32 protein-coding genes and 1 pseudogene are annotated in these 24,690 nt (G+C 42.8%); 5 read left to right on the top strand and 28 right to left on the bottom strand.

The window, feature by feature from the left end; all coding sequences use genetic code 11:
- From Q0C19_RS03365 to Q0C19_RS03245, 25 genes and pseudogenes are all read right to left on the bottom strand, one after another.
- Positions 1 to 196, bottom strand: a pseudogene (locus tag Q0C19_RS03365) (hypothetical protein); the annotation flags it as partial.
- On the bottom strand, positions 197 to 730 hold the full coding sequence (locus tag Q0C19_RS03360; protein WP_366822827.1) for an OmpA family protein: 534 nt from the start codon (positions 728 to 730) through the stop codon (positions 197 to 199). It abuts the pseudogene before it with no gap.
- Positions 731 to 788: 58 nt separating this feature from the next.
- Positions 789 to 2,036 carry a Tol-Pal system protein TolB gene (gene tolB, locus Q0C19_RS03355; protein WP_295052804.1) on the bottom strand — a complete coding sequence of 416 codons (1,248 nt, stop codon included), beginning with the start codon at positions 2,034 to 2,036 and terminating at the stop codon, positions 789 to 791.
- Positions 2,037 to 2,040: 4 nt separating this feature from the next.
- Positions 2,041 to 2,793, bottom strand: a complete 753-nt coding sequence (locus tag Q0C19_RS03350; RefSeq protein ID WP_295052803.1) for a TonB C-terminal domain-containing protein — start codon at positions 2,791 to 2,793, stop codon at positions 2,041 to 2,043.
- Positions 2,794 to 2,833: 40 nt separating this feature from the next.
- Positions 2,834 to 3,223 carry a biopolymer transporter ExbD gene (locus Q0C19_RS03345; RefSeq protein WP_295052801.1) on the bottom strand — a complete coding sequence of 130 codons (390 nt, stop codon included), beginning with the start codon at positions 3,221 to 3,223 and terminating at the stop codon, positions 2,834 to 2,836.
- 2 nt (positions 3,224 to 3,225) lie between these two features.
- Positions 3,226 to 3,792: a MotA/TolQ/ExbB proton channel family protein gene (locus Q0C19_RS03340; RefSeq protein WP_295052799.1), complete on the bottom strand. Its 567-nt coding sequence runs from the start codon at positions 3,790 to 3,792 to the stop codon at positions 3,226 to 3,228.
- 9 nt (positions 3,793 to 3,801) lie between these two features.
- Complete coding sequence (gene atpC, locus Q0C19_RS03335) at positions 3,802 to 4,191, bottom strand: ATP synthase F1 subunit epsilon (protein WP_295052797.1); 390 nt, start codon at positions 4,189 to 4,191, stop codon at positions 3,802 to 3,804.
- A gap of 26 nt (positions 4,192 to 4,217) precedes the next feature.
- A complete protein-coding gene (gene atpD / locus Q0C19_RS03330; RefSeq protein ID WP_295052795.1) occupies positions 4,218 to 5,618 on the bottom strand; it encodes a F0F1 ATP synthase subunit beta in 1,401 nt (466 codons plus the stop codon).
- 14 nt (positions 5,619 to 5,632) lie between these two features.
- Positions 5,633 to 6,520: an ATP synthase F1 subunit gamma gene (gene atpG, locus Q0C19_RS03325; RefSeq protein WP_295052793.1), complete on the bottom strand. Its 888-nt coding sequence runs from the start codon at positions 6,518 to 6,520 to the stop codon at positions 5,633 to 5,635.
- Between the two features lie 8 nt (positions 6,521 to 6,528).
- Positions 6,529 to 8,046, bottom strand: a complete 1,518-nt coding sequence (gene atpA / locus Q0C19_RS03320) for a F0F1 ATP synthase subunit alpha (RefSeq protein ID WP_295052791.1) — start codon at positions 8,044 to 8,046, stop codon at positions 6,529 to 6,531.
- Positions 8,047 to 8,066: 20 nt separating this feature from the next.
- Positions 8,067 to 8,603, bottom strand: a complete 537-nt coding sequence (locus Q0C19_RS03315; protein WP_295052789.1) for a F0F1 ATP synthase subunit delta — start codon at positions 8,601 to 8,603, stop codon at positions 8,067 to 8,069.
- Entirely contained in the window at positions 8,604 to 9,119 is a 516-nt protein-coding gene (locus tag Q0C19_RS03310) for a F0F1 ATP synthase subunit B (RefSeq protein ID WP_295052787.1), read from the bottom strand.
- A gap of 8 nt (positions 9,120 to 9,127) precedes the next feature.
- On the bottom strand, positions 9,128 to 9,550 hold the full coding sequence (locus Q0C19_RS03305; RefSeq protein WP_295052785.1) for a F0F1 ATP synthase subunit B': 423 nt from the start codon (positions 9,548 to 9,550) through the stop codon (positions 9,128 to 9,130).
- Positions 9,551 to 9,618: 68 nt separating this feature from the next.
- Complete coding sequence (locus Q0C19_RS03300; protein WP_295052783.1) at positions 9,619 to 10,461, bottom strand: ParB/RepB/Spo0J family partition protein; 843 nt, start codon at positions 10,459 to 10,461, stop codon at positions 9,619 to 9,621.
- 9 nt (positions 10,462 to 10,470) lie between these two features.
- Complete coding sequence (locus Q0C19_RS03295; protein ID WP_294894389.1) at positions 10,471 to 11,256, bottom strand: AAA family ATPase; 786 nt, start codon at positions 11,254 to 11,256, stop codon at positions 10,471 to 10,473.
- The gene (locus Q0C19_RS03290; RefSeq protein ID WP_295052781.1) at positions 11,253 to 11,888 is read right to left on the bottom strand and encodes a biotin--[acetyl-CoA-carboxylase] ligase; all 636 of its coding nucleotides are present in this window, start codon (positions 11,886 to 11,888) and stop codon (positions 11,253 to 11,255) included. Before Q0C19_RS03290 ends, Q0C19_RS03295 begins: the two co-directional genes overlap by 4 nt.
- Positions 11,869 to 12,780 carry a methionyl-tRNA formyltransferase gene (gene fmt / locus Q0C19_RS03285; protein WP_295052780.1) on the bottom strand — a complete coding sequence of 304 codons (912 nt, stop codon included), beginning with the start codon at positions 12,778 to 12,780 and terminating at the stop codon, positions 11,869 to 11,871. The genes Q0C19_RS03290 and fmt overlap by 20 nt, the downstream gene beginning before the upstream one ends.
- Complete coding sequence (gene proB / locus Q0C19_RS03280) at positions 12,781 to 13,551, bottom strand: glutamate 5-kinase (protein ID WP_295052778.1); 771 nt, start codon at positions 13,549 to 13,551, stop codon at positions 12,781 to 12,783.
- Complete coding sequence (obgE, locus tag Q0C19_RS03275) at positions 13,548 to 14,645, bottom strand: GTPase ObgE (RefSeq protein ID WP_295052777.1); 1,098 nt, start codon at positions 14,643 to 14,645, stop codon at positions 13,548 to 13,550. The genes proB and obgE overlap by 4 nt, the downstream gene beginning before the upstream one ends.
- Positions 14,646 to 14,792: 147 nt before the next feature.
- A complete protein-coding gene (rpmA, locus tag Q0C19_RS03270) occupies positions 14,793 to 15,050 on the bottom strand; it encodes a 50S ribosomal protein L27 (RefSeq protein ID WP_015654103.1) in 258 nt (85 codons plus the stop codon).
- 23 nt (positions 15,051 to 15,073) lie between these two features.
- Entirely contained in the window at positions 15,074 to 15,382 is a 309-nt protein-coding gene (gene rplU, locus Q0C19_RS03265; protein WP_015654104.1) for a 50S ribosomal protein L21, read from the bottom strand.
- A gap of 61 nt (positions 15,383 to 15,443) precedes the next feature.
- Entirely contained in the window at positions 15,444 to 15,815 is a 372-nt protein-coding gene (locus tag Q0C19_RS03260; protein WP_295052775.1) for a RidA family protein, read from the bottom strand.
- Positions 15,816 to 15,827: 12 nt separating this feature from the next.
- Entirely contained in the window at positions 15,828 to 16,223 is a 396-nt protein-coding gene (locus Q0C19_RS03255) for a DUF255 domain-containing protein (protein ID WP_295052772.1), read from the bottom strand.
- Positions 16,224 to 16,252: 29 nt separating this feature from the next.
- On the bottom strand, positions 16,253 to 17,347 hold the full coding sequence (gene dapE / locus Q0C19_RS03250; protein WP_295052771.1) for a succinyl-diaminopimelate desuccinylase: 1,095 nt from the start codon (positions 17,345 to 17,347) through the stop codon (positions 16,253 to 16,255).
- Between the two features lie 2 nt (positions 17,348 to 17,349).
- Positions 17,350 to 19,374, bottom strand: a complete 2,025-nt coding sequence (locus tag Q0C19_RS03245) for a hypothetical protein (RefSeq protein WP_295052769.1) — start codon at positions 19,372 to 19,374, stop codon at positions 17,350 to 17,352.
- A gap of 138 nt (positions 19,375 to 19,512) precedes the next feature.
- Here Q0C19_RS03245 and Q0C19_RS03240 point away from each other — a divergent pair, with 138 nt between their 5' ends.
- A complete protein-coding gene (locus tag Q0C19_RS03240) occupies positions 19,513 to 19,926 on the top strand; it encodes a PAS domain-containing protein (protein ID WP_295052767.1) in 414 nt (137 codons plus the stop codon).
- Here the strand turns inward: Q0C19_RS03240 and Q0C19_RS03235 are convergent.
- From Q0C19_RS03235 to Q0C19_RS03225, 3 genes are read right to left on the bottom strand one after another with little or no spacing between them, the layout of a single operon-like run.
- Positions 19,923 to 21,230: an MATE family efflux transporter gene (locus tag Q0C19_RS03235; RefSeq protein WP_295052765.1), complete on the bottom strand. Its 1,308-nt coding sequence runs from the start codon at positions 21,228 to 21,230 to the stop codon at positions 19,923 to 19,925. The genes Q0C19_RS03240 and Q0C19_RS03235 overlap by 4 nt on opposite strands.
- 8 nt (positions 21,231 to 21,238) lie before the next feature.
- A complete protein-coding gene (locus Q0C19_RS03230) occupies positions 21,239 to 21,523 on the bottom strand; it encodes a hypothetical protein (protein ID WP_295052763.1) in 285 nt (94 codons plus the stop codon).
- The gene (locus tag Q0C19_RS03225; RefSeq protein ID WP_295052761.1) at positions 21,520 to 22,725 is read right to left on the bottom strand and encodes an MFS transporter; all 1,206 of its coding nucleotides are present in this window, start codon (positions 22,723 to 22,725) and stop codon (positions 21,520 to 21,522) included. Before Q0C19_RS03225 ends, Q0C19_RS03230 begins: the two co-directional genes overlap by 4 nt.
- 99 nt (positions 22,726 to 22,824) lie before the next feature.
- Here Q0C19_RS03225 and Q0C19_RS03220 point away from each other — a divergent pair, with 99 nt between their 5' ends.
- From Q0C19_RS03220 to Q0C19_RS03205, 4 genes are all read left to right on the top strand, one after another.
- Entirely contained in the window at positions 22,825 to 23,208 is a 384-nt protein-coding gene (locus Q0C19_RS03220) for a flagellar protein FlaG (RefSeq protein ID WP_295052759.1), read from the top strand.
- Positions 23,209 to 23,263: 55 nt separating this feature from the next.
- Entirely contained in the window at positions 23,264 to 23,644 is a 381-nt protein-coding gene (gene fliS, locus Q0C19_RS03215) for a flagellar export chaperone FliS (RefSeq protein WP_295052757.1), read from the top strand.
- Positions 23,625 to 23,879, top strand: a complete 255-nt coding sequence (locus Q0C19_RS03210; RefSeq protein WP_295052755.1) for a hypothetical protein — start codon at positions 23,625 to 23,627, stop codon at positions 23,877 to 23,879. Before fliS ends, Q0C19_RS03210 begins: the two co-directional genes overlap by 20 nt.
- A gap of 90 nt (positions 23,880 to 23,969) precedes the next feature.
- The coding region (locus tag Q0C19_RS03205; RefSeq protein ID WP_295052754.1) for an argininosuccinate synthase at positions 23,970 to 24,690 on the top strand (721 nt) is incomplete at its 3' end.

The raw sequence follows: 24,690 nt of genomic DNA, 5'->3' as shown, positions 1-24,690 counted from the left end.
TCTCGACTTTTGCATTTTGAACGTTGTTTTTTTGTATAACAGACTGAAGTTCTTTTTTATTTTCAAGAATCAGTTTTTCTTCGTGGGTAAGACCGTAGGGATTGGGATTATTGAGGTCACCGGCACCGAAAACGGAAGGTTCCGTTGCGGATGCGGCAATTGAGAGTAATAGTGGAAAAATTACTAACAGACGCATTTATGGAAGTTTGAAATCTACACGACGATTTTTAGCCCAGCACTCTTGTGTTTTTTCCAAGCAAACCGGATTGCTTTCACCCAAACTTGACATAGAGATCGCATCAGCGTTTACACCGCTGTTAACCAAAGCTGATTTAACGGCATTGGCACGTTTAAGACCGAGAGCAAAATTGTACTCATCGCTTCCGAATTCGTCACAATTACCTTCGAGTTTAATCGATTTGCTTTTTACCAACAAGGCATTTTTAGTCATTGCATCTTGCATATCTGCACGAATATCAAATTTGTCATAGTCAAACAAAATACTAACCAATTGGCCATCAGATCCATTGACACCGTTTGCTCCGGCATTCGCACTGTCGTTAGCGTTAGCGTTTGTTACAGGAGCGATTACAGCATTTGAACCTGCTCCGTTTGTTCCTACAGATGTTCCGTTTACATTTGCCGTTGCATCGATCGCAGGCTCTTTAGAACTACATCCGCTTAAAATTAACATTGCCACTGTTGCGCTTAAAAAAGCAACTTTTTTCATCATGACATCTCCTCAGGATTATAAATATGGCGCTATCATAGCGTAAAAAAGATTAATACTACCAGTCAATTGACTGAATCCGCCCTATTCTAAGCGGAAAAACAAAGCTTTTATTCACTCCGAAACGGATAACTCCGATTGAACTGCGCGGACCCTCTTGCTTTATATAGAGTATTGCTTCGCCATCCGGGGAAAACTTTGGAAAATCATTCTCACCGCTTGCAGTGAGCCGTTTTACATTGCCCGTATTGAGTGACAATAGGTGAAGATTGAATGCATTTCCTGCAAAAGTCGCACTGGTTTCACGCGCTTTATACACCAATAAATTTTTATAGGCACTCAGCGAAGAGTTGTTTTTCCCCTGATACACCAACTGTGAAACTGCACTGCTATTCACTCGGGTCGAAAATACATTCGGGTATCCTAAGCGGTTAGAGACAAAAGCAATCGAGCCATCTCCCATAAACTGCCCATTAACATCAATTCCGGAATAGTTGGTAATCTGTGTTTTCGTACCTGATGTCAAATCGTAAAGATAAACATCGGGTTGGCCGTTAGGGGCAAGGGTGAGCAAAAGGTTTTTGGAATCTTCACTGACATCCGAACAGACCGCCATTCCGTCTGAACTGATTATTTTCTCTTTTTTCCCGCTTTGGAGATTCATTCTATAAATCGTCGGTTTAAAATCTGCAAGAGAGGTATAGTATAACTCGCTCTGCTCACGGTTAGCCCATTTCGCAAATCCGTACATCCCGCCGGTTAAAATCACCTTTTGATACGAAAGTGTGTAATCGGAAACAACAATTTCAGAATGTCTTGGACTGGTTAGTCGGACAAAAAGGACTTTTCGTTTTATCCAATCAATCGGTGTCCCTCCCAATTTAGCATTGATATCATACGCGATCGAATGAGAGAGAAATACCGCCATTTCACTTTGTTTTAGAATATAGCTTTTTTGAAACAGTTCATTACCGTTTTGGAGCAGTTTTATATCGGCTCTTGTTCCCCCTGCTCCATCATCAAGCAAACGGTAGCGGAGCAGATACTGAGCCTCTTTGTGCAATGGAGATGTTGTTAGTGAATTAAAAGGCACCGATGCATAACTTTCATCAACACTGAACAAAGATACAACATTCATGTCCGCCGCTAGCATTTGGGTAAATTTACGGCTTAGTTCACTGGTCTGAAGTGACGAATCTTCGATTGCCAGAGGAGATAATCCCTCAACACCTTTAACAACTTCCAATGTCGCATCTGCACCCCATGAAAGATGTATTAGTGTAAGAAAAATAAGAATGATTTTCAAATGACTACTCCTTAGCCGTTAAAATAAATTCCAAAACCGCATCTTTTCCCTCAGGATGCTCGGGAAAGCGGATTGTATTAAGCCGATCTTTTAACCAGTCTACTTCACTGTTAAAGGTTCCATTACCCGAATAACGAAGAACTTTGTATCCGATTAATTTGCCCGATGAACTAATTGTCATCCGAACCCGTGCCACTTCACCGGCCGTTCCGGTGGGAGGATGGAAGTAGGTATAAACCAGTCCTTGAATCTTAGCATGGTATTCGTTAACGAGAGGTCCCGTAGACCCTCCCTGCACAACCATTTTGACTGAAGGTTTAGCAATATCCACTTTTGATACTTTATCCGAAAAACGGGGCGTATCTTTACGCGTTAGAATCTCATTTTCGAGCCTGTTTAGCTGCTCTTGTCGTTTAGTGTCTTCTTTTGTCGTTTTCTGAGCCTTTACCTCTGAAAAAAGATCGGATATTTCCGGGACCTTCTCGGGTTCAGCCTCAGATTCAGTTTTTGGTTCAGCTTTTTGAGCCATATCCGGCACTGTAGGCGAAGGTGAAGATGCGACAGGAGTACTTTGCTCACTCGCTTTCGTCTCAGAAACCGCAATAGATACATTAATCACATCACTTTTGATCATAGCAAACTGCTCTATTTTCGGAGAAAGGATCAAACTGTACCCGACCATAAAAAGCAATATGACAAACAAGGAAATAGAGATCAACCCGCTAAGATAAAAATAGCGTTCCTGATTCATATCCATTTACAAAATCCTCATCATAAAAATTTTAGAAATGAATTGATTATTGAGCGGTGACAAGAGAAACATTCTGAAAACCGGCTTTTTTTACTACGGCCAAAACATTCATAACATCACTGTAATTTAAACGGCCGTCGGCACTGATCCGTACGGTTGAATCCGCTTTATACGAAGGGGCCAATCGGATAAAATCATCCGCAAAGGTCTCAAGTTGAAACTGATCTTTTCCGATTTTTATTTTTCGCTCATCTGAAATCGAAATCTCTATCTGCTCTTTTTTGGTTATCTCTTTCTGGGCTGAGCCTTTGGGAAGGCGGATCAACTCTTCATAAACAATATTAGGTGATATAACCATTAAAATAGCCAATAAAACCAACATCACATCCACAAGCGGTGTGATATTCAGTTCCGGTTTTTCGTCCCAATCAAACATATTTATCCCTCTTTAGAGAGGAGCGCATCACCTTGCATACGAATCAAACCGGATAATTCATACGCTTTACGCTTAAGAATTTGATGATACGTATAGGCGAAGATAGCCACAAAAATTCCCGATGCCGTTGCTACGAGGGCATCCGATACGCCCGAAGCAATAACACTCATCGTCCCGCTGGCTTGTCCGATGTGATCAAACGTATCCAAAATAGAGACGACTGTACCGAAAAGACCGATAAACGGTGTCGTTGACGCAACTACGGAGAGAAACATCAGTCCTTTGGTAGCCTCTTTGGTTGCGGCATAGGACGCCATATCAAACAAAGCAGGTGAAAGGCGCGGTGAAGATTTGGTAAAATGACTTAAATAAGCAAAATCAGGAATTTTGTACGAACCGAGCAGTAACGATTCCAAGGATTGATTTTCAGTAGAAATCCATTGGTTCAGTGAAAAGAATCGGTAAAAAAAAGTCCAATTGACGGCAATGAAATAGAGAGAGAGGACCAGTAACACAAAGAGTGTTACCGGATGACTTTTGTCATAATAGTTTGCAAATGTCTGAAACATCGTTTGTAATTAAAAACGGTGTGCTGCAGAATCAATACGTGCTGATACCGAAGCAATCATTACATTTGAATCGGCAACGCTGCTGATCAATGATTTTGCTTCATCGAGAGCTTTGGCAATATCACCTTCATTCTCTCCGCGAATCGCAACAGCACCGTCAACCAAAACAACCACTTTATTGTCGGTAATTTGGACGACGCCCCAATTGACAACGATTGATTCAGTTTTCCCGTTCTCTTTTTGAATATCAACAACTCCGGCTTGGAGCAATGTTGTCAAAGAGACGTGTTCCGGGAGAACACCGAATTCTCCCTCTTCACCCGGCAGGGTGACGCTTTTAGCCGGACCGTTAAAAATCGATCCGCTTGGCGTTAGCACTTCTAATTGGAGTGTTTCCATAGTGTTTCCTTTAAGGCGAGAAGCAATTACTTGCTTTTCATTTTAGCAGCTTTCTCAATCGCCTCATTCATATCACCGACCATATAGAAGGCACCTTCTGGCAAGTGGTCGTAATCACCCTCAAGAATTCCTTTGAACCCTTTGATAGTATTTTCAAGAGAAACGTATTTTCCCGGAGAACCGGTAAATACTTCTGCAACGAAGAACGGTTGAGAAAGGAATTTCTCGATTTTACGTGCACGCTCAACAACAGATTTATCATCTTCTGAAAGCTCATCCATACCGAGAATCGCAATAATATCTTGCAAATCTTTGTATTTTTGAAGTGTTTTTTGAACACCGCGAGCTACATTGTAATGCTCTTCACCGATGATTTGCGGATCAAGCAAGCGTGAAGTTGAATCCAATGGATCAACCGCAGGATAGATCCCTTTTTCAGCGATTTTACGGTTAAGAACCGTCGTCGCATCAAGGTGAGCAAAAACCGAAGCCGGAGCCGGGTCAGTCAAGTCATCCGCTGGTACGTATACCGCTTGAACCGACGTGATTGAACCTTTTTTGGTTGATGTAATACGGTCTTGGAGAGCACCCATCTCACGAGCCAATGTCGGTTGGTAACCAACGGCTGATGGGATACGACCAAGAAGTGCTGACATCTCAGATCCAGATTGTGCGAAACGGAAGATGTTATCAATAAACATCAATACGTCAAGCCCTTTCTCATCACGGAAATATTCCGCCATGGTAAGACCTGTCAAAGCAATACGGTTACGTGCTCCCGGTGGTTCAGACATTTGACCATAGCACAGTGCTACTTTATCCAAAACGCTTGATTCTTTCATCTCGTGGTAAAGGTCATTCCCCTCACGAGTACGCTCACCGACACCGGCGAAAACAGAAAGACCGTCATGTCCGTGTGCAACGTTGTGGATAAGTTCCATGATAATAACGGTTTTACCGACACCGGCACCACCGAATAGTCCAACTTTACCACCTTTAGCATACGGTGCCAAAAGGTCAACAACTTTGATACCCGTTTCGAACATCTCAGTTTTTGTACTTTGGTCAACCAACGGCGGAGGATCACGGTGGATAGACCATGTATCACAATCAGTAACTTGTTCGCCACCATCGATGGTTTCACCGATTACATTGAAAATACGTCCGAGAACTTTTTCCCCTACAGGAACTTTGATCGGAGCGCCGGTTGCACGAGCAGCCATACCACGAACAAGTCCTTCAGACATATCCATAGCGATCGTACGTACACGACCGTTACCAAGATGAGATGCTACTTCAAGAACAAGACGAGTCGTATTCCCTTCTACACTTACATTTACTTCGATTGCGTCATTGATCGCAGGTAAATAACCTTCAAAATCAACGTCAACAACCGGACCAATTACTTGAGCAATTTTACCAATCATTCTTTCCTCCATAATTATTTCATCGACTCGACGCCGCTGATAATCTCGATAAGTTCGGTTGTAATCGATTCTTGTCGCGCTTTGTTAAACTTGACTTTCAACGAATTAACCATCTCTTTCGCGTTGTTAGTTGCCGCATCCATCGCTTGCATACGCGCACTGTGCTCTGCTGCCAATGAATCGATCAACGCATAATACATATTGTATTCAGCGTATTTAGTAACCAATGAATCGAGCATTTTCTCTTCATCTTGCGCTTCAAGTTCCAACATAGTCTCTTTTGATTTTTCACAATCATAATCTTCTACATTGACCGGAAGAACACGGTTAACATGCAACTCTTGAGTAATAACGTTTTTATATCCGTTGTATACAAGATACACGGCATCGATTTTACCCTCTTTGAAATCTTCAATCGATCGTGTCATAAACTCGCTTGAGCGCTGCATATCAGGAGCAGAACTGAGATTTTTAACTTCATCAAGCATTTCTACTTGGTTGTAGCTAAAAAATTCAATCCCTTTCTTCCCGATGCCGCGAAGACGGATTTTGACATTTTTATTTTTGTATCCGCTCATCAAACGTTTAACCGCTTTGATGGTTTGCATATTGAAACCGCCGCAAAGACCTTTGTCGGCAGTTACAAAAATAATATCAATCGTTTCAGGAGTATCATTTTCTACAAAACAACGATTTTCAATCCCGCCGATTTTGTTACATTTGATACGACCTGCGATTTCAGCTATCACTTGATTCGTTTTTTGTGCAAACAGACGTGAGCGCTTTGCAAGCTCTTCTGCACGGCGAAGCTTTGCCGTAGAGACAAGCTTCATTGCACGTGTAGTTTTTTGCGTGTTGGAAACGCTCTTGATCTGTCGTTGAATCTCTTTCAAGTTAGCCATAAAGATCCTTATTCAGCAACGAAAGTAGATTTAAACTCTTCGAGTGCTTTTTTCATCATTGCCATCGTTTCATCATCAATTTTAGATGTTTTCGCGATATTTTCGAAAATTTGAGGATAAGAAGCCTCTACGAACGGATAAAGATCCGCTTCGAATCGAACAACATTCGAAGCATCCATATCATCGAGGAAACCTTCATTACCTGCGAAAATAATCAATGATTGCTTCTCAGCTGAAAGTGGAGAATACGGAGGTTGTTTCAACACTTCCACCATACGTTGTCCACGCTCAAGCTGTTTACGGCTCACTTCGTCAAGGTCAGAAGCAAACTGTGCAAACGCTTGAAGTTCACGGTATTGTGCCAAATCAAGACGCAATGTTCCGGCAACTTGTTTCGTTGCTTTGATTTGTGCCGCACCACCGACACGTGATACCGAAAGACCTACGTTGATCGCAGGACGGATACCTGAGTTGAACAAGTCCGTTTCCAAGAAAATCTGACCGTCAGTGATCGAAATAACATTGGTAGGGATATACGCCGCAACGTCACCCGCTTGAGTTTCAATGATTGGAAGAGCGGTCAATGAACCTGCACCCAATTCGTCATTCAATTTAGCTGCACGCTCTAGCAAACGAGAGTGTAGATAGAAAACGTCACCCGGATACGCTTCACGGCCCGGAGGACGACGAAGGATCAATGACATTTCACGGTATGCTACCGCATGTTTTGAGAGGTCATCATAAATGATCAAACCGTGTTGTGCATTGTCACGGAAATATTCACCCATCGTTACACCGGTATACGGTGCAAGGAATTGAAGCGCTGCCGCTTCAGAAGCCGGAGATGAAACGATGATGGTATAATCCATCGCGCCAGCTTCTTCAAGACGACGAACGACTTGAGCGACGGTTGATTCTTTTTGTCCGATAGCAACATAAACACAAAGAACGCCGTTCCCTTTTTGGTTGATGATAGTATCGAGAGCAACCGTAGTTTTACCCGTTTGACGGTCACCGATGATCAACTCACGTTGTCCGCGTCCGATCGGAACAAGAGCGTCAATCGCTTTAATACCGGTTGCCATCGGTTCATGAACCGATTTACGAGCCATGATACCAGGAGCTTTCTCTTCTACGAAACGCATCTCTGTTGTTTCGATAGGACCTTTTCCGTCGATCGGCTCACCAAGAGCATTCACAACACGACCTAGAAGAGCTTTACCGACCGGAACACGTAAAAGACGTCCAAGACGTTTTACTGACATTCCTTCGCGAAGATCTTTACCTTTACCAAGGATAACAACACCGACGCTGCTCTCTTCAAGGTTCATTACAAGACCACGTGTGCCGTCTTCAAATTCAACCATTTCTCCGGCCATAACGTTGTTCAAGCCATAAACTTGAGCGATTCCGTCTCCGTATGAGATGATTTTTCCGGTTTCATTAATATCTACATTAAGTTCGAAATTCTCAATTCGCTCTTTAATGATTGAACTGATTTCGTCTGCTTGTACTTTTGCTACCACTATTTCTCCTTTCCCGAGGGTTAAATTGCTTTTAAAATGTGCTCAACAAGTTGAGCGTTAAGGCGGCTTTTTGAAAAATTGATCTCTACGTTCAAATCATCAACTTCAACACGGATACCGTCAAAATCAGATGCAACGTAATCCAATGTAATCGAAGAGCCGGTTTTGGCACCAAGATCACGTGCAATCAAATCGACTGAAGCTTGATCTACAACACTATTGCTGTAGATGCGGCCTTTATACATCCGTTTTGAACTTGCAATTGAACGTTTCAATTCTGAAGCAAGAACAGGGATCAAAGGCAAACGGCCGTTTTCGGCCAATAACTTGACCAAATTGTTCACTACAGAACTGTTTGCAGAAGCGACCATATCCAAAACCAATTGGCATTTTGCACTTGCTTTAACATCACTGCTGTTCATAATAGCGATGAATTTTTGGTCCTTATAGGCTTTTGCTACGTTAGAGAGCAACTCTGATAGATTTTCCAATGACGCTTGGTCACAGCTTTCCATCAAAGGTTTGATATAACGTTTTGCGATGAGTTCATACTGCATTTATGCCACCTTCTTTTTCAAGATTTCGGTCATAGCTTCTTTACCCAAAGCTTCATTGCTGCGACTCATAACATCACCCATAAGCTCACTTACCACATCACGAACCATTTTACGTTTGTCAAGTTCCATCAATGCACCGTTTTGTTTTTCAATAACCTCAAGGTCTTGATCACATTGTGCCGAAATTTTGTCTGACAAAATTTTGTTCTCTTTTTTGCTTGATTCCGCCAATTCGCTTGCGAATCGCATCGCCTCTTCTACTTTATGCTCTGCCGCCTCTTTAAGACGTTTTGACTCCCGAAGACGCTCTTGAACTTTTTCAAGTTCATCGGCAATTCCCGTACTTCTACCGCTAAAATAGTTTTTAAGCGGTTCTGCCAACACGTAGATTAAAATTCCGGCAAAGATCAGGAAGTTAACCGTTCTCTGAACGATGTCCGTAGAGCCCTCTGCACCAGCATCTGATCCAAACAGATACGCACTGAGCAGTAATACTGTAACGATTATTTTACCCATTGCGTGCCTCATATTTGACTTAGTTTTGCTGATACAGCAGATTGGAATGCTGGCGCTTCATTTTGAAGCGCAGCAATCAAACGGGTTCGCTCTTCAGACAATTCGCCTTCGAACTTCGTGTACTCAAGTGCTAATTCAGCACGTTTTGTCTCTATTTTGCTATTTGCCAGCGCTTTGGCCTCAGCAATAACTTTTTCTCTTAATGCCGCGGCTTCCAGTTTAGCATCACTCATAATCTTTTCAGCTTTGGAGTGAAATGCGGCGATTTCGGAATCGTTGTTGCCAACTAACTCCAAATCTTTTTTAATATCCGCATCCCGTTTTTCCATATAACTGAAAAGAGGTTTGTAAAGTAAACTGTTTAGCAGGGCAATAAGGACAAGGAAGACAATCAGTGTGCTGCCAAGCAGCATCGGACTTATATCTAACATACCACCTCCTAAAAGTTGCGTGATTATACAACTTATAAATTGAAGGGACAGTTAAACGTCAAAAAATATTAGGAAAGTAGGTCTAAAAATGATTCAATTTGACTATTATCATCGAATTCTATAGTTAATTTGTAACCTTTGGTGCTACATTTATAACCAAGTTCTTGCAACTGCTTTTTTAAAGTAGAAAAATCGAGCCCTTCGGCTACCAGAGTATCACGCGGCGTATTAGTCGGCAACTTGATTTTTTTTACCATGCTTTCGACATCGCGTACACTCAATTTTTGACCGATAATTGAATCGATCATCATGGCTTGCTCGTTTGCATCAAGTCCTAAAATAACTTTTGCGTGCCCAGCAGAAATTTTTCCGTCCAACAGTGCTTTACGCCCCTTTTCGCTCAATTGCAAAAGACGCAGTGTATTCGTAATTTGAGTACGGCTTTTATGAACGGTTTGAGAAAGTTGCTCATGGGTCAACTCATGAATATCGATTAGTTCTTGATATGCCTGCGCTAAATCAATTACATTCAATTCATCGCGCTGAATATTTTCAATCAACGCTTGTTCGCGCATCTGTTCATCGCTGACCGATACAACGATCGCTTTGATTGTTTTATTCTTTGCCAGTTTACTCGCACGAAGACGTCTCTCACCCGCTATTAAAATATATCCATCTAGATCTTCTTTAACGACGATCGGTTGAAGCAACCCGTGTGTTTTGATCGATTCTGAAAGTTCGGCTAAGGAGTCTGCATCAAAATGTTTACGCGGTTGATAGGGGTTAGGACGAATTTTATTGACAGCAATCTCTTCGACGCCCCCTTTTTTAGGAAGCTCATTATCGTATGCCTCTTCGATTTCACTTAACAGTGCCCCTAGTCCTCTCCCTAATGCTGATGCTTTCGCCATATTTTTCCTTTAGGCGATAATCGCGTGTGCCAAATCTTGGTACGCCATAGAGCCGCTTGATTTTACATCGTACAAAATTGCCGGTTTACCGAAACTCGGAGATTCGGCAAGTTTTACATTACGAGGGATAACGATAAAATCGTCTTCTCCTCCCGATTTAAACAATTTTGACTGAAAATGCTGACGCAAATCGGCAAATACTTGACGGGAGAGGTTATTTTGCGCACTGTACATGGTCGGCAAAAAACCTTTGATCGTCAATTTCGGGTTAATGGTTTTTCGAACCAATTTAACGGTATTCAGAAGCTGAGCCAAACCTTCCAATGCAAAAAATTCGCATTGAATAGGGATGATAACCGAATTAGACGCGGAAAGAGCATTGATCGTCATCGGCCCCAGTGCCGGAGGAGAATCAATGATAACGTAGTCGTATTCATCTTTGACCTGCGCAATAGCCCGTTTTAAAATAAGTTCGCGCCCTGTTGCATTGTCTGCATCGTAATACTCTTTTTCGACTCCGACAAGACCGATATTGGAAGGAGCTAAAAAAAGTTTTGGCAAAGATGTTTTTAAAATAATTTCTCGAAGTTTTTTGGCACCGATCAATACATGATAGATATTAAACTCATAGTTATTACGATGGTACCCCAATGAGGTAGTTGCATTTGCCTGCGGATCAGCATCGATCAGCAATACTTTTTTTTCTGCAACGGCAAGGGATGCGGCTAAGTTGACGGCGGTTGTGGTTTTACCCACTCCCCCTTTTTGGTTGGCGATAACAATAACTTCACTCATCGTAAACTAAATATCCTTTGGCCATCGCATTCTAACGATCCGTCTTCAAGCAAAACGGCATTTTCTAATGCAACTTTTTCATTATTGTTGTGGGTAAAAAATTCTCTACTGTTTTCAAATTCTATCTGGTAATTACTAAAAATCAGCTTCCACGATGGTAAATTTTTAAACAATTCACTATAGGCTTCTGTTAAATCGTATGCATCGATTGTAATATCGATTTTTTCAAAATACTCAGGTGCCGAAACGAGATTCATTCCAATCCCGCACACCAAAGTGTCCCCGATCAAATTTGTGATCACACCACCGATTTTTGCATTCCCGAGATAAAAATCATTCGGCCACTTGAGCCATACCTTTGAGCCGAGAGAGCTTAAAAGCTCTTTCATTAAAAAAGCAAAATAGATCGACGAGGATTCAAGCTTCAAATCATCCGGAAGTATTGCGCGCGGTATGGCAAGCGAAATAAAAAGATTCCCTTTCATCCCTAGCCAACTATTGCCGCGTGAACCTTTACCCAAAGTTTGAGAGAGTGCCCCGACACAAACGGGAGGATGTAACCTTGAAGCTTTCAGTTCTTCCAAAAGATAGCTTTGAGTCGACTCAAGCGACTCAAACCAATGGATGTCCACACCCTATCCGTTTTCCGTTGAGATAATCAACGACTGAAGTCTCTTGTTTAGAAGGGGCTTGAACAGACGTAATACGAAGAGACCCTTTTGTGCATTGCACTAGAATACTCTCTTTATCAACCTGGGTGATGATTCCCGCTTCACCGTTACTGTTCTCTTCTTCCAATAGCATTGCTTTAATTTTTAATCCCGATTCCGTGAATATTCCCGGCCATGGAGTGTAAGCTCGATAGCGGTTATAAATTTCACGTGCATCGGAGAAATCGATCAAACCGTCGGATTTAAGGATTTTTTTACAGTGGGTAGCCTCGGCATCCTTTTGAGAAGTTGCGGTGCACCGATCCCAGTTACGGATAACATCGAGAGTCAAATCTACTGCCGTATCGGTGAGTCTTGTGTAGAGTGATTCTACCATCTCATCTTGAGCAATATTGAGCGTTTCAATCTTAATAATCGCCCCGGTATCAAGTCCTTCATCCATCCACATGGCACTCACGCCGCTTTGGGGATCATTGTTCAATAAACTTTGCTGAATCGGGCTAGCACCGCGATAGTGTGGAAGAATAGAAGCGTGGAGATTAATACACGGAACATACTCCAAAATAGCTTTTGGGAGTATCTGTCCGTATGCGGCGACAATAATCATATCACATGCTGTTGCTAATAGTTCATTCACTACGGCTTCGTCACGAAGTCTAAGGGGCTGAAAAACGGGAATATTTGCTTTTTCTGCTAATACTTTAACCACAGGGGGGGTCAAAATACCTTTTCGTCCTACCGGTTTATCCGGCTGAGTATACACAGAAACAATCTCTATATCTTCGGCTTGAATTAACGCTTCCAAAATTGAGGCCGCATAATCGGGGGTCCCCATAAAAATGACACGGGTCATTTATAGTACCTTTGAGGCTTTAAACAAACTGCCCCCGAGATGCTCTCCTGCGATCAAAAAGCTTTTAGCATCGCTCAGATCAAATCCGCTTGTTAAAAACATAGCGCCGCCTCGTTTTAGGAGGAAATCAGCCGCTTTGAGCTTCGTTACGATCCCCCCTGTTGCAAAACTATGGTTCGGTGTCACTTCAAGCGATAACTCCTCCGGAGTAATAGCCTCAATCCGTGAGCGGACTTTTGCATCGGTGTGACTTCGAGGGTCTTTGTCATAATAGGCATCGATATCGGATAGTATCACTAAAAGTTCAGCACCGAAGTGGTACGCCGCATAGGCGGATAGCTGATCATTATCACCTAAAACAAGCTCTTCCGTCGCTGTAGCATCATTTTCATTGATAATGGGAACAACGTTGTGTTTCAGGAGTGTTTCGATAGTGTCTTTTGCTTTTTGGGACTCTTCGGCGGTGTTGAAGTTGGCCGCTGTTACTAAGACTTGTGAAGGGAGAATACTATAGTGCTCAAACATTTTACGGTATTTGTTCATGAGTATCGGCTGGCCGATCGAAGCGAGAGCTTGTTTGTTCGCCAAAATCTTTTTATCGAGTTTCAGTTCCGTATAACCTGCCGCAACGGCACCCGATGAGACGAGAATCACTTCATACGTTTTTTTAAGCTCAGCGATAAAATCAACCAGGCGTTGCATCCGATCTTTTGCGATATGATTATGTTCGCTTAAAACGGCGCTGCCTACTTTAACAACGATCCGCTTCATTTGCGCTCCGTTACGACCATTTGATAGAGTGCGTAGGTTAATGGTTTAATATTAAGGTTAATCGCTGAAGAGATCGGTGCTACAAATGCCGGTTTTTTAGAGTCATAAAACGCTCTGTCAAAATCTTCTTGTTCATAAACCGGATATTCGTCACTAAACGCAAATCGGCTCTTTTTTACCGGATCAAGGTTGACTAATTTCAAAAAGGCATTGGTTTTTTCAATCGCTTCTTCCGGACTCATAGCATCGGCACGGGTCAAGGCGATCGCAAAATTGCGTTCGGCTAAAAGAGGTGAAAATTTCTCAAGCTCTTGTTTAAGAGTTTCATACTGATGTTCCAATTCATGATACGATGCCAAATCGATCATAAAAAGAAGGGTTTTTGTACGTTCAATGTGGCGAAGAAATTTAAGACCAAGCCCTTTTCCCTCCGATGCTCCACCGATAATTCCGGGGATATCCGCCATGATATACGAGTCAAATTCACCGATATTAATCTGTCCGAGTTTTGGAGTCAATGTCGTAAACTCATAGTTGGCTACTTCGGGACGAGCATTCGAGACAGTAGAGATCAATGTCGATTTACCGACATTCGGAAATCCAACCAGCCCTACATCGGCGATCAGTTTAAGATCGAGCCGAAGGACTCGGGTAATCGCAGGTTCACCCGGCTGAGCGTACATCGGTTTTTGGTTCGTTGAGGATTTGAAGTGAACATTTCCAAGTCCGCCGCGCCCCCCTTCTAAAAAGAGAACCTCTTTACCGTCTTCTAAAAGGTCAAGTAGCACTTCACCCGTTTCGACATCGACGACTTGCGTTCCCGGAGGGACAACGACCACGAGACGTTTACCCGCTTTACCCGCCATGTTGGAGCCTGCACCCGGTTGACCTTTATCGGCTTTGAGGTTTTTATTCCCCTGAAAATGGGCCAAGGTATGGGTATTGTTATCAACTTTAAAATAGACATCACCGCCGCGACCGCCGTCACCGCCGTTCGGCCCCCCTTGCAGGACATATTTCTCCCGTCTGAAAGCAACACACCCTGCTCCCCCTTTTCCGGATGAGACGGTAATTTCTACACTATCACTAAACATGGATGTCCTTAAAGTTGTTTTGAACATTTGCCTCTGAATGAGACAACTATTATTTGCTTAACACTATACTTAGGTCTAAGTACACAATTAAAAAGATAATTTAGGAAATTGATTCAAAATCGGGCGAAAGCCCGATGTAAGTGAAAATTAAGCGGCAGGGATGATAGAAACTTGTTTACGTTTTTTGTCTTTACGTTCAAACGCAACGACACCGTCAACCAACGCATACAATGTATGGTCTTTACCCATACCCATGTTTTTACCCGGGTGAACTTTTGTTCCGCGTTGACGGATAACGATGTTACCTGCTCTTACGAATTCACCACCGTATTTTTTGACACCGAGTCTACGTCCCGCTGAGTCGCGGTTATTCTGTGTACTACCTTGACCTTTCTTATGAGCCATGCTGTCCTCCTACTTTTAAATAATTACGCAGCGATCTTAACGATGCGAACGCGTGTGTGATCTCGTCTGAAACCACGTTTCAATTTACTGTCTTTACGACGACGTTTTTTGTAGATCACGACTTTACGGTCACGACCTTCATTGATAACCTCAGCAGTAACAACAGCACCCTCTACGAATGGAGTACCGGTTTTAAGTTCACCGTTATTAACGGCAAGAACTTCTTTGATTTCGACGGTGGTTTTAGGATCTAGTCCCATTTTATCGAACAAAAGGATATCACCCTCTTGAACTTTATACTGTTTTCCGCCGTTTTTGATAATTGCGTACATTAGCGTTCCTTACTTACAAGTCTACAAAAAGTGGCGAATTATAGCCAACGTTTATTTAAGCTTAAATTAAAGCGATAGCATCAATCTCAACAAGTGCATTTTTCGGTAACGTTTTCACGGCTACGGTAGAGCGTACAGGCTTATGATCGCGGAAGGCATCTGCATAAATAGCATTAACGGCAACAAAATCATTCATGTCTGCCAAAAAGATAGTCGTTTTAACCACTTTGTCCAATGAACTTCCCGATGCTTCCAAAACCGCTTTAAGATTAGCAAGCACCTGAGTGCACTGCTCTTTCACATCCCCTTCGAGCATTTCACCCGAAGGTTTAAGTGCAATCTGTCCTGAGGTAAATACCATGCCGTTAGCTATGATCGCTTGAGAATAGGGTCCGATGGCTGCCGGAGCATTAGGTGTTTGTATGTTTTTCATTTCTTTCCTTTATTATTTTTTTGTTTTACGCAAAGCATCAACAAGTATCGATTGATAATCTTCACTCGACCAATATCCCGGTATCGAATAAGCCACTTTTCCGTTACCGTCTAAGAAATAGCTCATAGGAACCATTTTAGCCGTCAAGTTTTTGGGATAAATACTCTTATCTCGCGTCACATGAACAGTGACAAATTTCGAATTCAACTCAGTGATAATATCTTCATCCTGAAGCGTAGTCGCTTCAAATTTACGACACCATCGGCACTGTTCACTCGTAATCAACACAAGGAGCGGCTTGGACTCTTTTTTTGCTTTTGCCAGTGCCTCTTCATAAGTGTCGCTCCATCCGATTTCGGCACCAAAGAGACCTATGCTGATTAGCGCTAATAAGACTATTTTTTTCATTTTTTGCCTTGTTTAAAAAGAGTATTTTATCAAAAACGTTCGATAAGACGACTAAAAACAGTATAAAGCTGTTCTACTTCAATGATCGACGTCCGCTCATTAGGAGCATGGATAGTGTCGTTAATGACACCAAATTCAATCACATCGATGCCGTATTCAGCAATAAAGCGAGCATCCGATGTCCCTCCGGCAGTAGAATTTTTCGGGACTACTTTACAGATTTCGTCTATCACCGTTGAGAGGGTACGAACAATCGGCGTATCCGCATCGGTGACAAACGGATATGCCGATTGATCCAGAGTCAAGGTATAATCCATTCCCCCCATCTGTACTGCGATAAAAGATCTGATTTTATCTCTGTCGGTACGGGTCGAATTACGGACATTAAACATCATTTTCAGCTTTCCGGGAGAAACATTGGTTGTCTCTATACCTGCACGGATATCGGTGATTACAATCTGACTCGGTGCAAAATACGCATCCCCCTCGTCCAAAAAAGCACCCGCGATTTTCGATAATATCGGTGCAATTTGATGAACCGGATTGATCGCTTTTTCAGGATAGGCCGCATGTCCCTGCTTTCCTATGATTTCCATAACACCGTTAATCGATCCGCGACGTCCAATTTTTATGGCATCACCGAATATCGTTTCGCACGTCGGTTCGGCAACCACTACAGCATCAGGAAGCAAGTTATGCTCTTTTAAATACGCCAACACTTCGACCGTTCCGAACTTCGCAGGTCCCTCTTCATCCGACGTCAATAAAATAGACAGAGTACCGTTGAACTGTGTCGCTTCTTTGAGCGCTTGAGTAAATGCCGCAACGCCGCTTTTCATATCCTGAGCACCGCGGGCATAAATATATCCCTCAATCTCATTGGCTACAAACGGATTGGTATTCCACCCCTCCCCTGCGGGGACGACATCAACATGTCCGGCAAAACAGAGATGTTTCCCTTCACCGAAGCATCGATAGGCAAAAAAGTTCTTTACCCCTTCGCGATCAATACGAATGGTTGTAAACCCTTCGAGATAAGTCTCTAAAAAATCAAATATACCGCCGTCTTCAGGGGTAACACTCGGTGATTCCAAAAGTTTTTTCAATAAATCAATGACGTTCAATTTTAATCCTCTTTTAATTGCGTCTCATATTCGAGGCGCAAACCTTGAGGCGTCATTATAAAACCTTGCAGTTTGATTTTGCCTTGTGAAATCGCACGAGAATGGGTTTCACACAAAGCTATAAGATGATGATGCTCTTTTGAAACAAGATTTTTCTGCATATTTCGCACCAATGCACCGCAGATGACACATTCGCACGCAACCACTTCGCGATACCGTTTAATATACTCTTTTTGATTTCCGAGTTCGAGTACATCATACTCTTTGGCCAAATTTTCTCTTAACCGCTTCGCATTTTGCAAAAAGTTCGGATTCATATGGAGCGATTCGGCAAATTCCAAACCGTATACGCTGCTCCCCCGACCCGGTTTCAAAAGGCGGTCATAGATTAAACGATCCGTATCTTGATCGTAACGGACACTTAAGTGAAGATGCACTACTTCACGTAAACGACTTAGCTCACTGATCATCGAAAGCTGGTGCAAATGGGTCGTCATTAAAAACAGACACCCTTTTTTATTGAGTTCCATGATTGTACTCGCAACGATTGAAACCGCAGAGAGCGTTTCGGTCCCGTGACTGATCTCATCTCCCAATACGAGTGATCGAGATGTCGCACGGCTAAAAATTGTGTTAAGTTCCAGCATCTCAACCCCGAAAGTCGAAAGCGATTTAGCCACATTGTCACGCGATTGAATACGGGTATAGACCCCCTCTAAAAGTGAGAACTTCATTGCTTTTGCAGGGACAAAAAAGCCTGCTTGTGCCAATGTTACGGCGATGCCGATGCTTTTCATCAACGACGATTTCCCGCTGGAGTTGATCCCATAAAGCAATACGCCGCGTATATTGGCACCGTCATGCACTTTGGAATCCAACATAACCGTATCGGGATACGGCAAATCCACATAGTCTCGATCCCCCATAACGATGTCGTTAGGGATATAAGCTATCTTTTGCGCTTCCACCAGCAGATGACGCAGCTGTGTTATCTGCAAAAAATTCTGATCTTTCGTTTCAAGGATTGTCGGACGCACCAGTGCATATTTTTGTGCAATCAAGGCTGAGGCTACAGCAACATCGATTTGAGCAATCCAATCGACTGTCATCTGAACAAGGGGAATTTGAGATTCACGCCATTTTGCCTCATGATAATGGTTTCGCAGCTCAATCTCCCACCCCTCCAGCAGAGTCTCCAAGGGGAGGAGACGATTTAGGTTGTGTTTCACACAATAGTGCTGAATCTCAATGATACGGGTGATCGGAACGAGAAAAAGCTCTATGTCAGACGTTTGCCGATTTTGCAGCTGCCACCATAACAATTCTACATCCGCAATCATTCCCAAACGCTCTGCCAACCAAGCACTGTGTGGGTTCACGGCCTCTATCCACTCATACCGTGCGTTGAGTTCTTTCGAATTTTTAATCGGCAAAAACAGCCGAAAGCGTCCGAGCCGTTTCCCCATAGGGGTCGACATATTCAAAAAAAGTTTCGCAACGCTGGGAAGCCGCGAATCGGCAGTTGTCATTTCAAGCTGTTCGAGCGCATTGTTACCCAGTTCCATAAAATCGGATGTTTCCAAAAGAGCAGGGAGCGCATAGGTGTTTCTCTCCGTATGGCTCAAATATTCGGCGATTAATGCTAATGCCTGAGCACAATACGGTCTGTTTTCAAGACTGAGATGTTCTATCGGACTTAACAGAGAGTAAACACCGAAAACTTTTTTAAACAAACGGTTTTGTTCTTGACTGTCGAACAGCCGCTCATTATAGTGGACATCAAACATCGAAAAATTATTAGCGATTTCATCCCATAATCCGCGCGTTGAAGCTCCGATGAGCAAACTGCGGCTATTCGTTACAAACAATAAATGCAAAACCCGGTCAATCGCACTGTAAGGATGTGTCGGATCCGCATCTATCTCACAAAGCCACCCTTTTAATCCGTACGGTTCAAACATGGCCAAGCCGATCGAATATCCGTCGCGATTATGAGTGATAAATATGGCCGCTTGAGACTCTTGCATGAAAATACCATCCCTTTTGTAGTGATAACAATTCGTAAAGACTATTATACAAAAACGGATTCCTTTTAACTTTTATTTTAGTAATAATCAAGTTATAATCACATTCTTATATTTTAATCTAAGTTTAGGACATCCTTGATGAAACGACCAACACCGGTGAACGAAGAAGTTTTATTTGACGGACGAAGTTTGATTTCCGAAACCGACACCAAAGGTATTATTACCTATGTGAACCGAAAATTCACCGAGATGACTGGCTACACAGCTCTCGAAGCCATCGGGAAGCCTCATAGTCTTTTGCGCCACCCCGATATGCCAAAAGCGGGATTTGAGCAGATGTGGAAAGTGATCGAAAGCGGTAAAATCTGGGAAGGATATGTTAAAAATCTTCGCAAAGACGGAAAATTTTACTGGGTTGTTGTCCATATTGTCCCCAAACTTGATGAAACCGGTAAAATTATCGGTTATATCGCCTCACGTAAAATGCCCGATCGCAACCGTCTCAAAGTGGTTGAAGATCAGTATAAAGAGCTTCTCGCGCAAGAACGTTAAAGTTTTCCGTTTAACCACTCTTTTTGGCGATATATTCGCCAAAACCACCATCCTTTGATAAAAGTCTCAATCGTCATTGCAAGATAAATTCCCAAGATTCCTCCCCCTAGTTTCATCACGATGTAAGAGGGGATAATTCGAAAAATCCACAACGAACCAATAGAGATTCGCATACTTAAATTTGTTGCCCCCGCACCCCGCAATGCACCGCTAAGAACAAATGTCAAAGCCAAAGGAATTTGTGCAATCCCCACAAGGCGCAAATAAAGGGCTGCCTGCTCTATCGTTGAGGGGTCTTTCGTAAAGAAGCGGATCATTAACTCAGGAATAAGGACTAAAAGCAATCCGACACTCCCCATAAAAATCATCCCTATTTTAGCACTCAGGATTCCCGATTCGTATGCATAATCGTATTGCTTGGAACCGATATACTGCCCTACCAGCACCATCGAAGCTACCGAAAATCCGAACCCAGGCATAAAAGCTAATGCCTCAATCCGAAGTCCGATCTGATATCCGGCTAAGGCTATCGTACCCTGAGATGAAATCATCATAACAAACAATAAAAATGATGTTACTCCGACAACCCTCTCGACGGTGGCAGGCGTTCCGATAAAGATCATTTTTTTCAGATCGGAGCGGATGAATATCGGATACATTCCCAATACGCCCCCTTTTCGGATCAAGAGCCATCCATAGATAAGAACACTAAATCCGTAGGCAACTACGGTTGCACACGCCGCACCCTCTACTCCCATCGGCTCAAATCCGCCGTGTCCGAAGATAAATAGATAATTTAGCCCTCCATTAAGAAAGGCAGAAGCAATTTTTATAAAAAGTGATGTGCGTGTATCTCCCGCAGCTGAGAGGGCATTATAGGCCAACGTATCGAGAAAAATCAGCCCCATACCCAAGGAGAGAATCCCGAAATACTCGCTTCCGAGCTTTGTTACCTCAGCAGAAGAGCCCATCCACCGAAAAAAATCGGCAGAAAAACTCCATCCGATCACTCCGACGATCAGCGACCCAGCCAATGCTACCCAGAACCCGACAAAAACTACGGCTGAAGCGCGACGGCGTCTGCCGCTTCCTATATAGCGGGATATCAGTGCACTCGAACCGATTGCATAAACACTCATTAACGCCTGAATGACCATCATAAACTGCATTGACAACCCAACCGCAGCCAAAGCAGCGACACCTAAGGTTCCAACCATAATCATATCGATGAGGATTTGGACAATATCAAGAAAATGCTTTAGTGCGGCAGGAATCGCTAAATGCAGTACACGCTGCTTTAACATAAGAGTATTCAGTTTTTCAGCCTCATTGCAATCTCTTGCATTGCATGAAATAGCTCCTCTTTTGTCGTATAGCGCAGCTCTATCCGATGAATAGGAATCTCGCCGACCGGATCGAAATCACAAATCAGAACATACGCTTCAAGTGTAATCTGATCGGCTTTCAATTCAGCCCATTCCAACGATACCGAAGCACTCTCCCCTGCTGCATGGATCAGAGCCGCGGGATAGAGACGTGTGATCTTTGTTAAATCGATCTCTTTTCCGTCCGTTACAAATATCATCTCTTGTTTCATTCAAGTTCCTTAAAAGTATACGTCCGGCGTACCCATTCGTAATAAAAGGCCGCAATGACAAAAACAGATCCTAAGATCAGGGTTATCACCGCCAATGACATACCCGAAGTTGCCAAATATCCGATCAATAAGGAAACAAATGCCCCTACCCCTAAAAAAATCATATCATTATACGCAATCACCCGACCGTAAAAATCGCTATGGGTATGATGCTGCAAAAGGGTGTAGGTGTAAGACCATAAGGTCGTTGTGACAAAACCTACCGCAACCGAAGCAATCAACGATCCGTAAAAATTATCAATCATCATCGCCCATAAAGCGATCGCACCCGCTTCCGCAAGAAACAACCACCCTAGTCTCGCATTATTAATCCAATGCCCTAACACCATCGGACCGATAACCAATCCTAATGCCCGTGCGGCATTTAAAAGCCCTATTCCCAACGATACGGCAATAATTTGCGAATAGTAGTGTTTTGCAGCCAGTGCAACCAGTGCATCAAACGCGGTAAAACCAAGAATTGCATGAAGAATCATCAGATGATAGACAACAGGATTTTGACGAATATAGGAAAAAGCCTCTTTCATCATAGTACTGAATTTAGTCCGATTGAGAGAGAGCTCAATCTCTATTTTCAATGAAAATACGAGCATTAAGACCATCAAAAATAGTCCTGCATCGAGTAAAAACGCTGCTGTGACTCCCACCCAATAAACAACCAATCCGCTTAATGCCATCCCTAACGTATACGACAATGACCAAATCATCGAATGAATTTCATTGGCCGTTTGAAGCGCCTTCCCCTCCAAAATTCTCGGAAGGAGCGACATCTCAACCGTAAAATGAAAGCTCGACGCTCCCATTCGGATAAACACCAACAGATACAAAAACCAGAGCATCCCTACATTATCAACACGGATGAGCGAAAGGGTACAAATGATCTCAATCAGAGTAAGGAATATCATCAACCGTTTAGGATGGATACGATCCAGCAATACTCCGCTCAAAGGCGCTTGAAATACTCCCGGCAAAAAATGCAAAGCAGCGACCAGAGCAATCGTCGTTGCACCGGCTCCCATCTGAATCAACAACGTGTAAATCGCAACGTTGCTAAACCATGCTCCGAAATAAGCAAGCAACTGAATTAAAGAGAGACGGCGAAGAAGGGGCTGATCGCGTAAAAGAGTTAAATATCGTTCCATGAATGCAAGGTTATCATGCGAGCGATTAAAGTTTTTATTTTCATGGACGATTTAGGGTGTAGAAATTGTCTCAATACTTAAAATATGAGGAGAATTACAATGGAAATCTTTCAAACAACTGCAAAAATGCAGCAAAGCCAAACCATTGCCCCAAAACAAAATGTTGATGTGCAAAGTGTCCAGCAAATGCAAAAAGCGCAAATTAATCAAGATAAAATTGCGCAAAGTGACAGTGAGCAAAAAACGACGAAAGTCCAATCTCAAGATCAAATGGATAAATTGATCGATCAGCTTAATCAATCATTAAATCCATTTAATACTACGTTAAAATTCGGTTTCGACAACTCATCGGACGATTTTTATGTATCCGTAGTCGAAACCAAAAGCAATCGTATGCTCAGACGTTTTCCGATTGAGCAAGCTGAAGCGCTTTTACCAAAAATGCAAGAGGTCAACGGACTCATTTTTGATCAAAAAGGGTAATAACTGCTCTTGAACATTTTTAATAATTTTTTTCGAATAAATCAAAGGAATCTTTATGCACACTAATCTTGCCTACAATACTTATGCCCAAAATAATATCGGTGTTGAATCACCGGAAAAATTGATTCAAATGATGTATGAGGGGATTTTGCGCTTCAATATGCAGGCCAAACGCTCCATTATCGATAGCGATATCGAAAGAAGAACTTACTGGATTAATCGATCGAATGCAGTGATTAGCGAACTTATTAATATTCTAGATTACAATCAAGGTGATATTTCCCATTATCTAGCAGGGCTTTATACCTATCAGCTTCGCCTTCTTGTAGAAGCCAATCTTTACAGTGATTCGACTAAAATCGATGAAGTCAGCCAAGTATTCAAAGGGCTATTGGACGCGTGGAAAGAGAGTATTGATGTGGCTAACCAAATTTAAAACGGCTCTGATACTCGAAGATTTTGATAGCATCTCCGGATTGTTGGATGAAATGCCACAGTTTGAGACACTCCAGCAAATGGAAGAGGCGTCTTACCTATTAGCTCAAACGAAAACGTCTGTTGAAAAACATAAATCTCAGACGGCACACGTATTGCAGCAACTCAAAAACAACCTGAATTTCCTCAAATCTACCCAAACAGAACCCCCCTCTTCTTTAAATCTCAAATTTTAACCCTTTTCTCACCCTTTTTTTGATAAAATCGCGACATTCACTCCATAGTCACTATATGGAGTCAGGGTATCAACGATTAAGGATGCAGTTATGAAAAAAGAGGTTAAAAAAGTTGTTCTCGCCTATTCCGGCGGATTGGATACTAGTGTTATTTTAAAATGGCTCCAAGATGAATACAAGTGCGAAGTTGTCACTTTTACTGCCGATATCGGTCAAGGTGAAGAGGTTGAGCCGGCTCGTGCCAAAGCTATCAGTCTTGGAATCAAGCCCGAAAATATCTATATCGAAGATTTACGCGAAGAGTTTGTACGTGACTATGTTTTTCCTATGTTTCGTGCCAATGCGATTTATGAGGGTGAATATCTTTTAGGAACCTCTATTGCGCGTCCTTTGATTGCAAAACGACAAGCTGAAATCGCCCGTATCACCGGTGCCGACGCCGTAAGCCACGGTGCTACCGGCAAAGGAAACGACCAAGTCCGTTTCGAAATGGGTTATTTGGGACAAAACAGCGCTCTTACGATTATTGCTCCATGGCGAGAATGGGATTTGAACTCGAGAGAAAAACTCCTCGCTTATGCTGCGGAACACGGGATAAAAATTGAGATGAGCGGAAAGAAATCACCGTATTCAATGGATGCGAACTTGCTTCATATCTCGTATGAAGGGGGGATTCTAGAAGATCCTGCCGCTGAACCCGAAGAGAGTATGTGGCGCTGGACGGTATCCCCTCAAGATGCACCCGATGAAGCGGAGTACATCGAAATCGGCTATGAAAAAGGGGATCCTGTCAGCCTTAACGGCAAAGCAC

Origin of the sequence: Sulfuricurvum sp., assembly GCF_023250475.1 — a bacterium.
In the GTDB taxonomy this organism is placed as follows: Bacteria; Campylobacterota; Campylobacteria; order Campylobacterales; family Sulfurimonadaceae; genus Sulfuricurvum.
This window is presented reverse-complemented; position numbering and strand designations above follow the sequence as displayed.

Coding starts and splice junctions, on each gene's coding strand:
- Q0C19_RS03360 (WP_366822827.1), bottom strand. CDS start 730: ATGAAAAAAGTTGCTTTTTTAAGCGCAACAGTGGCAATGTTAATTTTA.
- Q0C19_RS03350 (WP_295052803.1), bottom strand. CDS start 2,793: ATGGATATGAATCAGGAACGCTATTTTTATCTTAGCGGGTTGATCTCT.
- Q0C19_RS03345 (WP_295052801.1), bottom strand. CDS start 3,223: ATGTTTGATTGGGACGAAAAACCGGAACTGAATATCACACCGCTTGTG.
- Q0C19_RS03340 (WP_295052799.1), bottom strand. CDS start 3,792: ATGTTTCAGACATTTGCAAACTATTATGACAAAAGTCATCCGGTAACA.
- atpC (WP_295052797.1), bottom strand. CDS start 4,191: ATGGAAACACTCCAATTAGAAGTGCTAACGCCAAGCGGATCGATTTTT.
- atpD (WP_295052795.1), bottom strand. CDS start 5,618: ATGATTGGTAAAATTGCTCAAGTAATTGGTCCGGTTGTTGACGTTGAT.
- atpG (WP_295052793.1), bottom strand. CDS start 6,520: ATGGCTAACTTGAAAGAGATTCAACGACAGATCAAGAGCGTTTCCAAC.
- Q0C19_RS03315 (WP_295052789.1), bottom strand. CDS start 8,603: ATGCAGTATGAACTCATCGCAAAACGTTATATCAAACCTTTGATGGAA.
- Q0C19_RS03310 (WP_295052787.1), bottom strand. CDS start 9,119: ATGGGTAAAATAATCGTTACAGTATTACTGCTCAGTGCGTATCTGTTT.
- Q0C19_RS03305 (WP_295052785.1), bottom strand. CDS start 9,550: ATGTTAGATATAAGTCCGATGCTGCTTGGCAGCACACTGATTGTCTTC.
- Q0C19_RS03300 (WP_295052783.1), bottom strand. CDS start 10,461: ATGGCGAAAGCATCAGCATTAGGGAGAGGACTAGGGGCACTGTTAAGT.
- Q0C19_RS03295 (WP_294894389.1), bottom strand. CDS start 11,256: ATGAGTGAAGTTATTGTTATCGCCAACCAAAAAGGGGGAGTGGGTAAA.
- fmt (WP_295052780.1), bottom strand. CDS start 12,780: ATGACCCGTGTCATTTTTATGGGGACCCCCGATTATGCGGCCTCAATT.
- proB (WP_295052778.1), bottom strand. CDS start 13,551: ATGAAGCGGATCGTTGTTAAAGTAGGCAGCGCCGTTTTAAGCGAACAT.
- obgE (WP_295052777.1), bottom strand. CDS start 14,645: ATGTTTAGTGATAGTGTAGAAATTACCGTCTCATCCGGAAAAGGGGGA.
- rpmA (WP_015654103.1), bottom strand. CDS start 15,050: ATGGCTCATAAGAAAGGTCAAGGTAGTACACAGAATAACCGCGACTCA.
- rplU (WP_015654104.1), bottom strand. CDS start 15,382: ATGTACGCAATTATCAAAAACGGCGGAAAACAGTATAAAGTTCAAGAG.
- Q0C19_RS03260 (WP_295052775.1), bottom strand. CDS start 15,815: ATGAAAAACATACAAACACCTAATGCTCCGGCAGCCATCGGACCCTAT.
- Q0C19_RS03255 (WP_295052772.1), bottom strand. CDS start 16,223: ATGAAAAAAATAGTCTTATTAGCGCTAATCAGCATAGGTCTCTTTGGT.
- Q0C19_RS03245 (WP_295052769.1), bottom strand. CDS start 19,374: ATGCAAGAGTCTCAAGCGGCCATATTTATCACTCATAATCGCGACGGA.
- Q0C19_RS03240 (WP_295052767.1), top strand. CDS start 19,513: ATGAAACGACCAACACCGGTGAACGAAGAAGTTTTATTTGACGGACGA.
- Q0C19_RS03235 (WP_295052765.1), bottom strand. CDS start 21,230: ATGTTAAAGCAGCGTGTACTGCATTTAGCGATTCCTGCCGCACTAAAG.
- Q0C19_RS03230 (WP_295052763.1), bottom strand. CDS start 21,523: ATGAAACAAGAGATGATATTTGTAACGGACGGAAAAGAGATCGATTTA.
- Q0C19_RS03225 (WP_295052761.1), bottom strand. CDS start 22,725: ATGGAACGATATTTAACTCTTTTACGCGATCAGCCCCTTCTTCGCCGT.
- Q0C19_RS03220 (WP_295052759.1), top strand. CDS start 22,825: ATGGAAATCTTTCAAACAACTGCAAAAATGCAGCAAAGCCAAACCATT.
- fliS (WP_295052757.1), top strand. CDS start 23,264: ATGCACACTAATCTTGCCTACAATACTTATGCCCAAAATAATATCGGT.
- Q0C19_RS03210 (WP_295052755.1), top strand. CDS start 23,625: ATGTGGCTAACCAAATTTAAAACGGCTCTGATACTCGAAGATTTTGAT.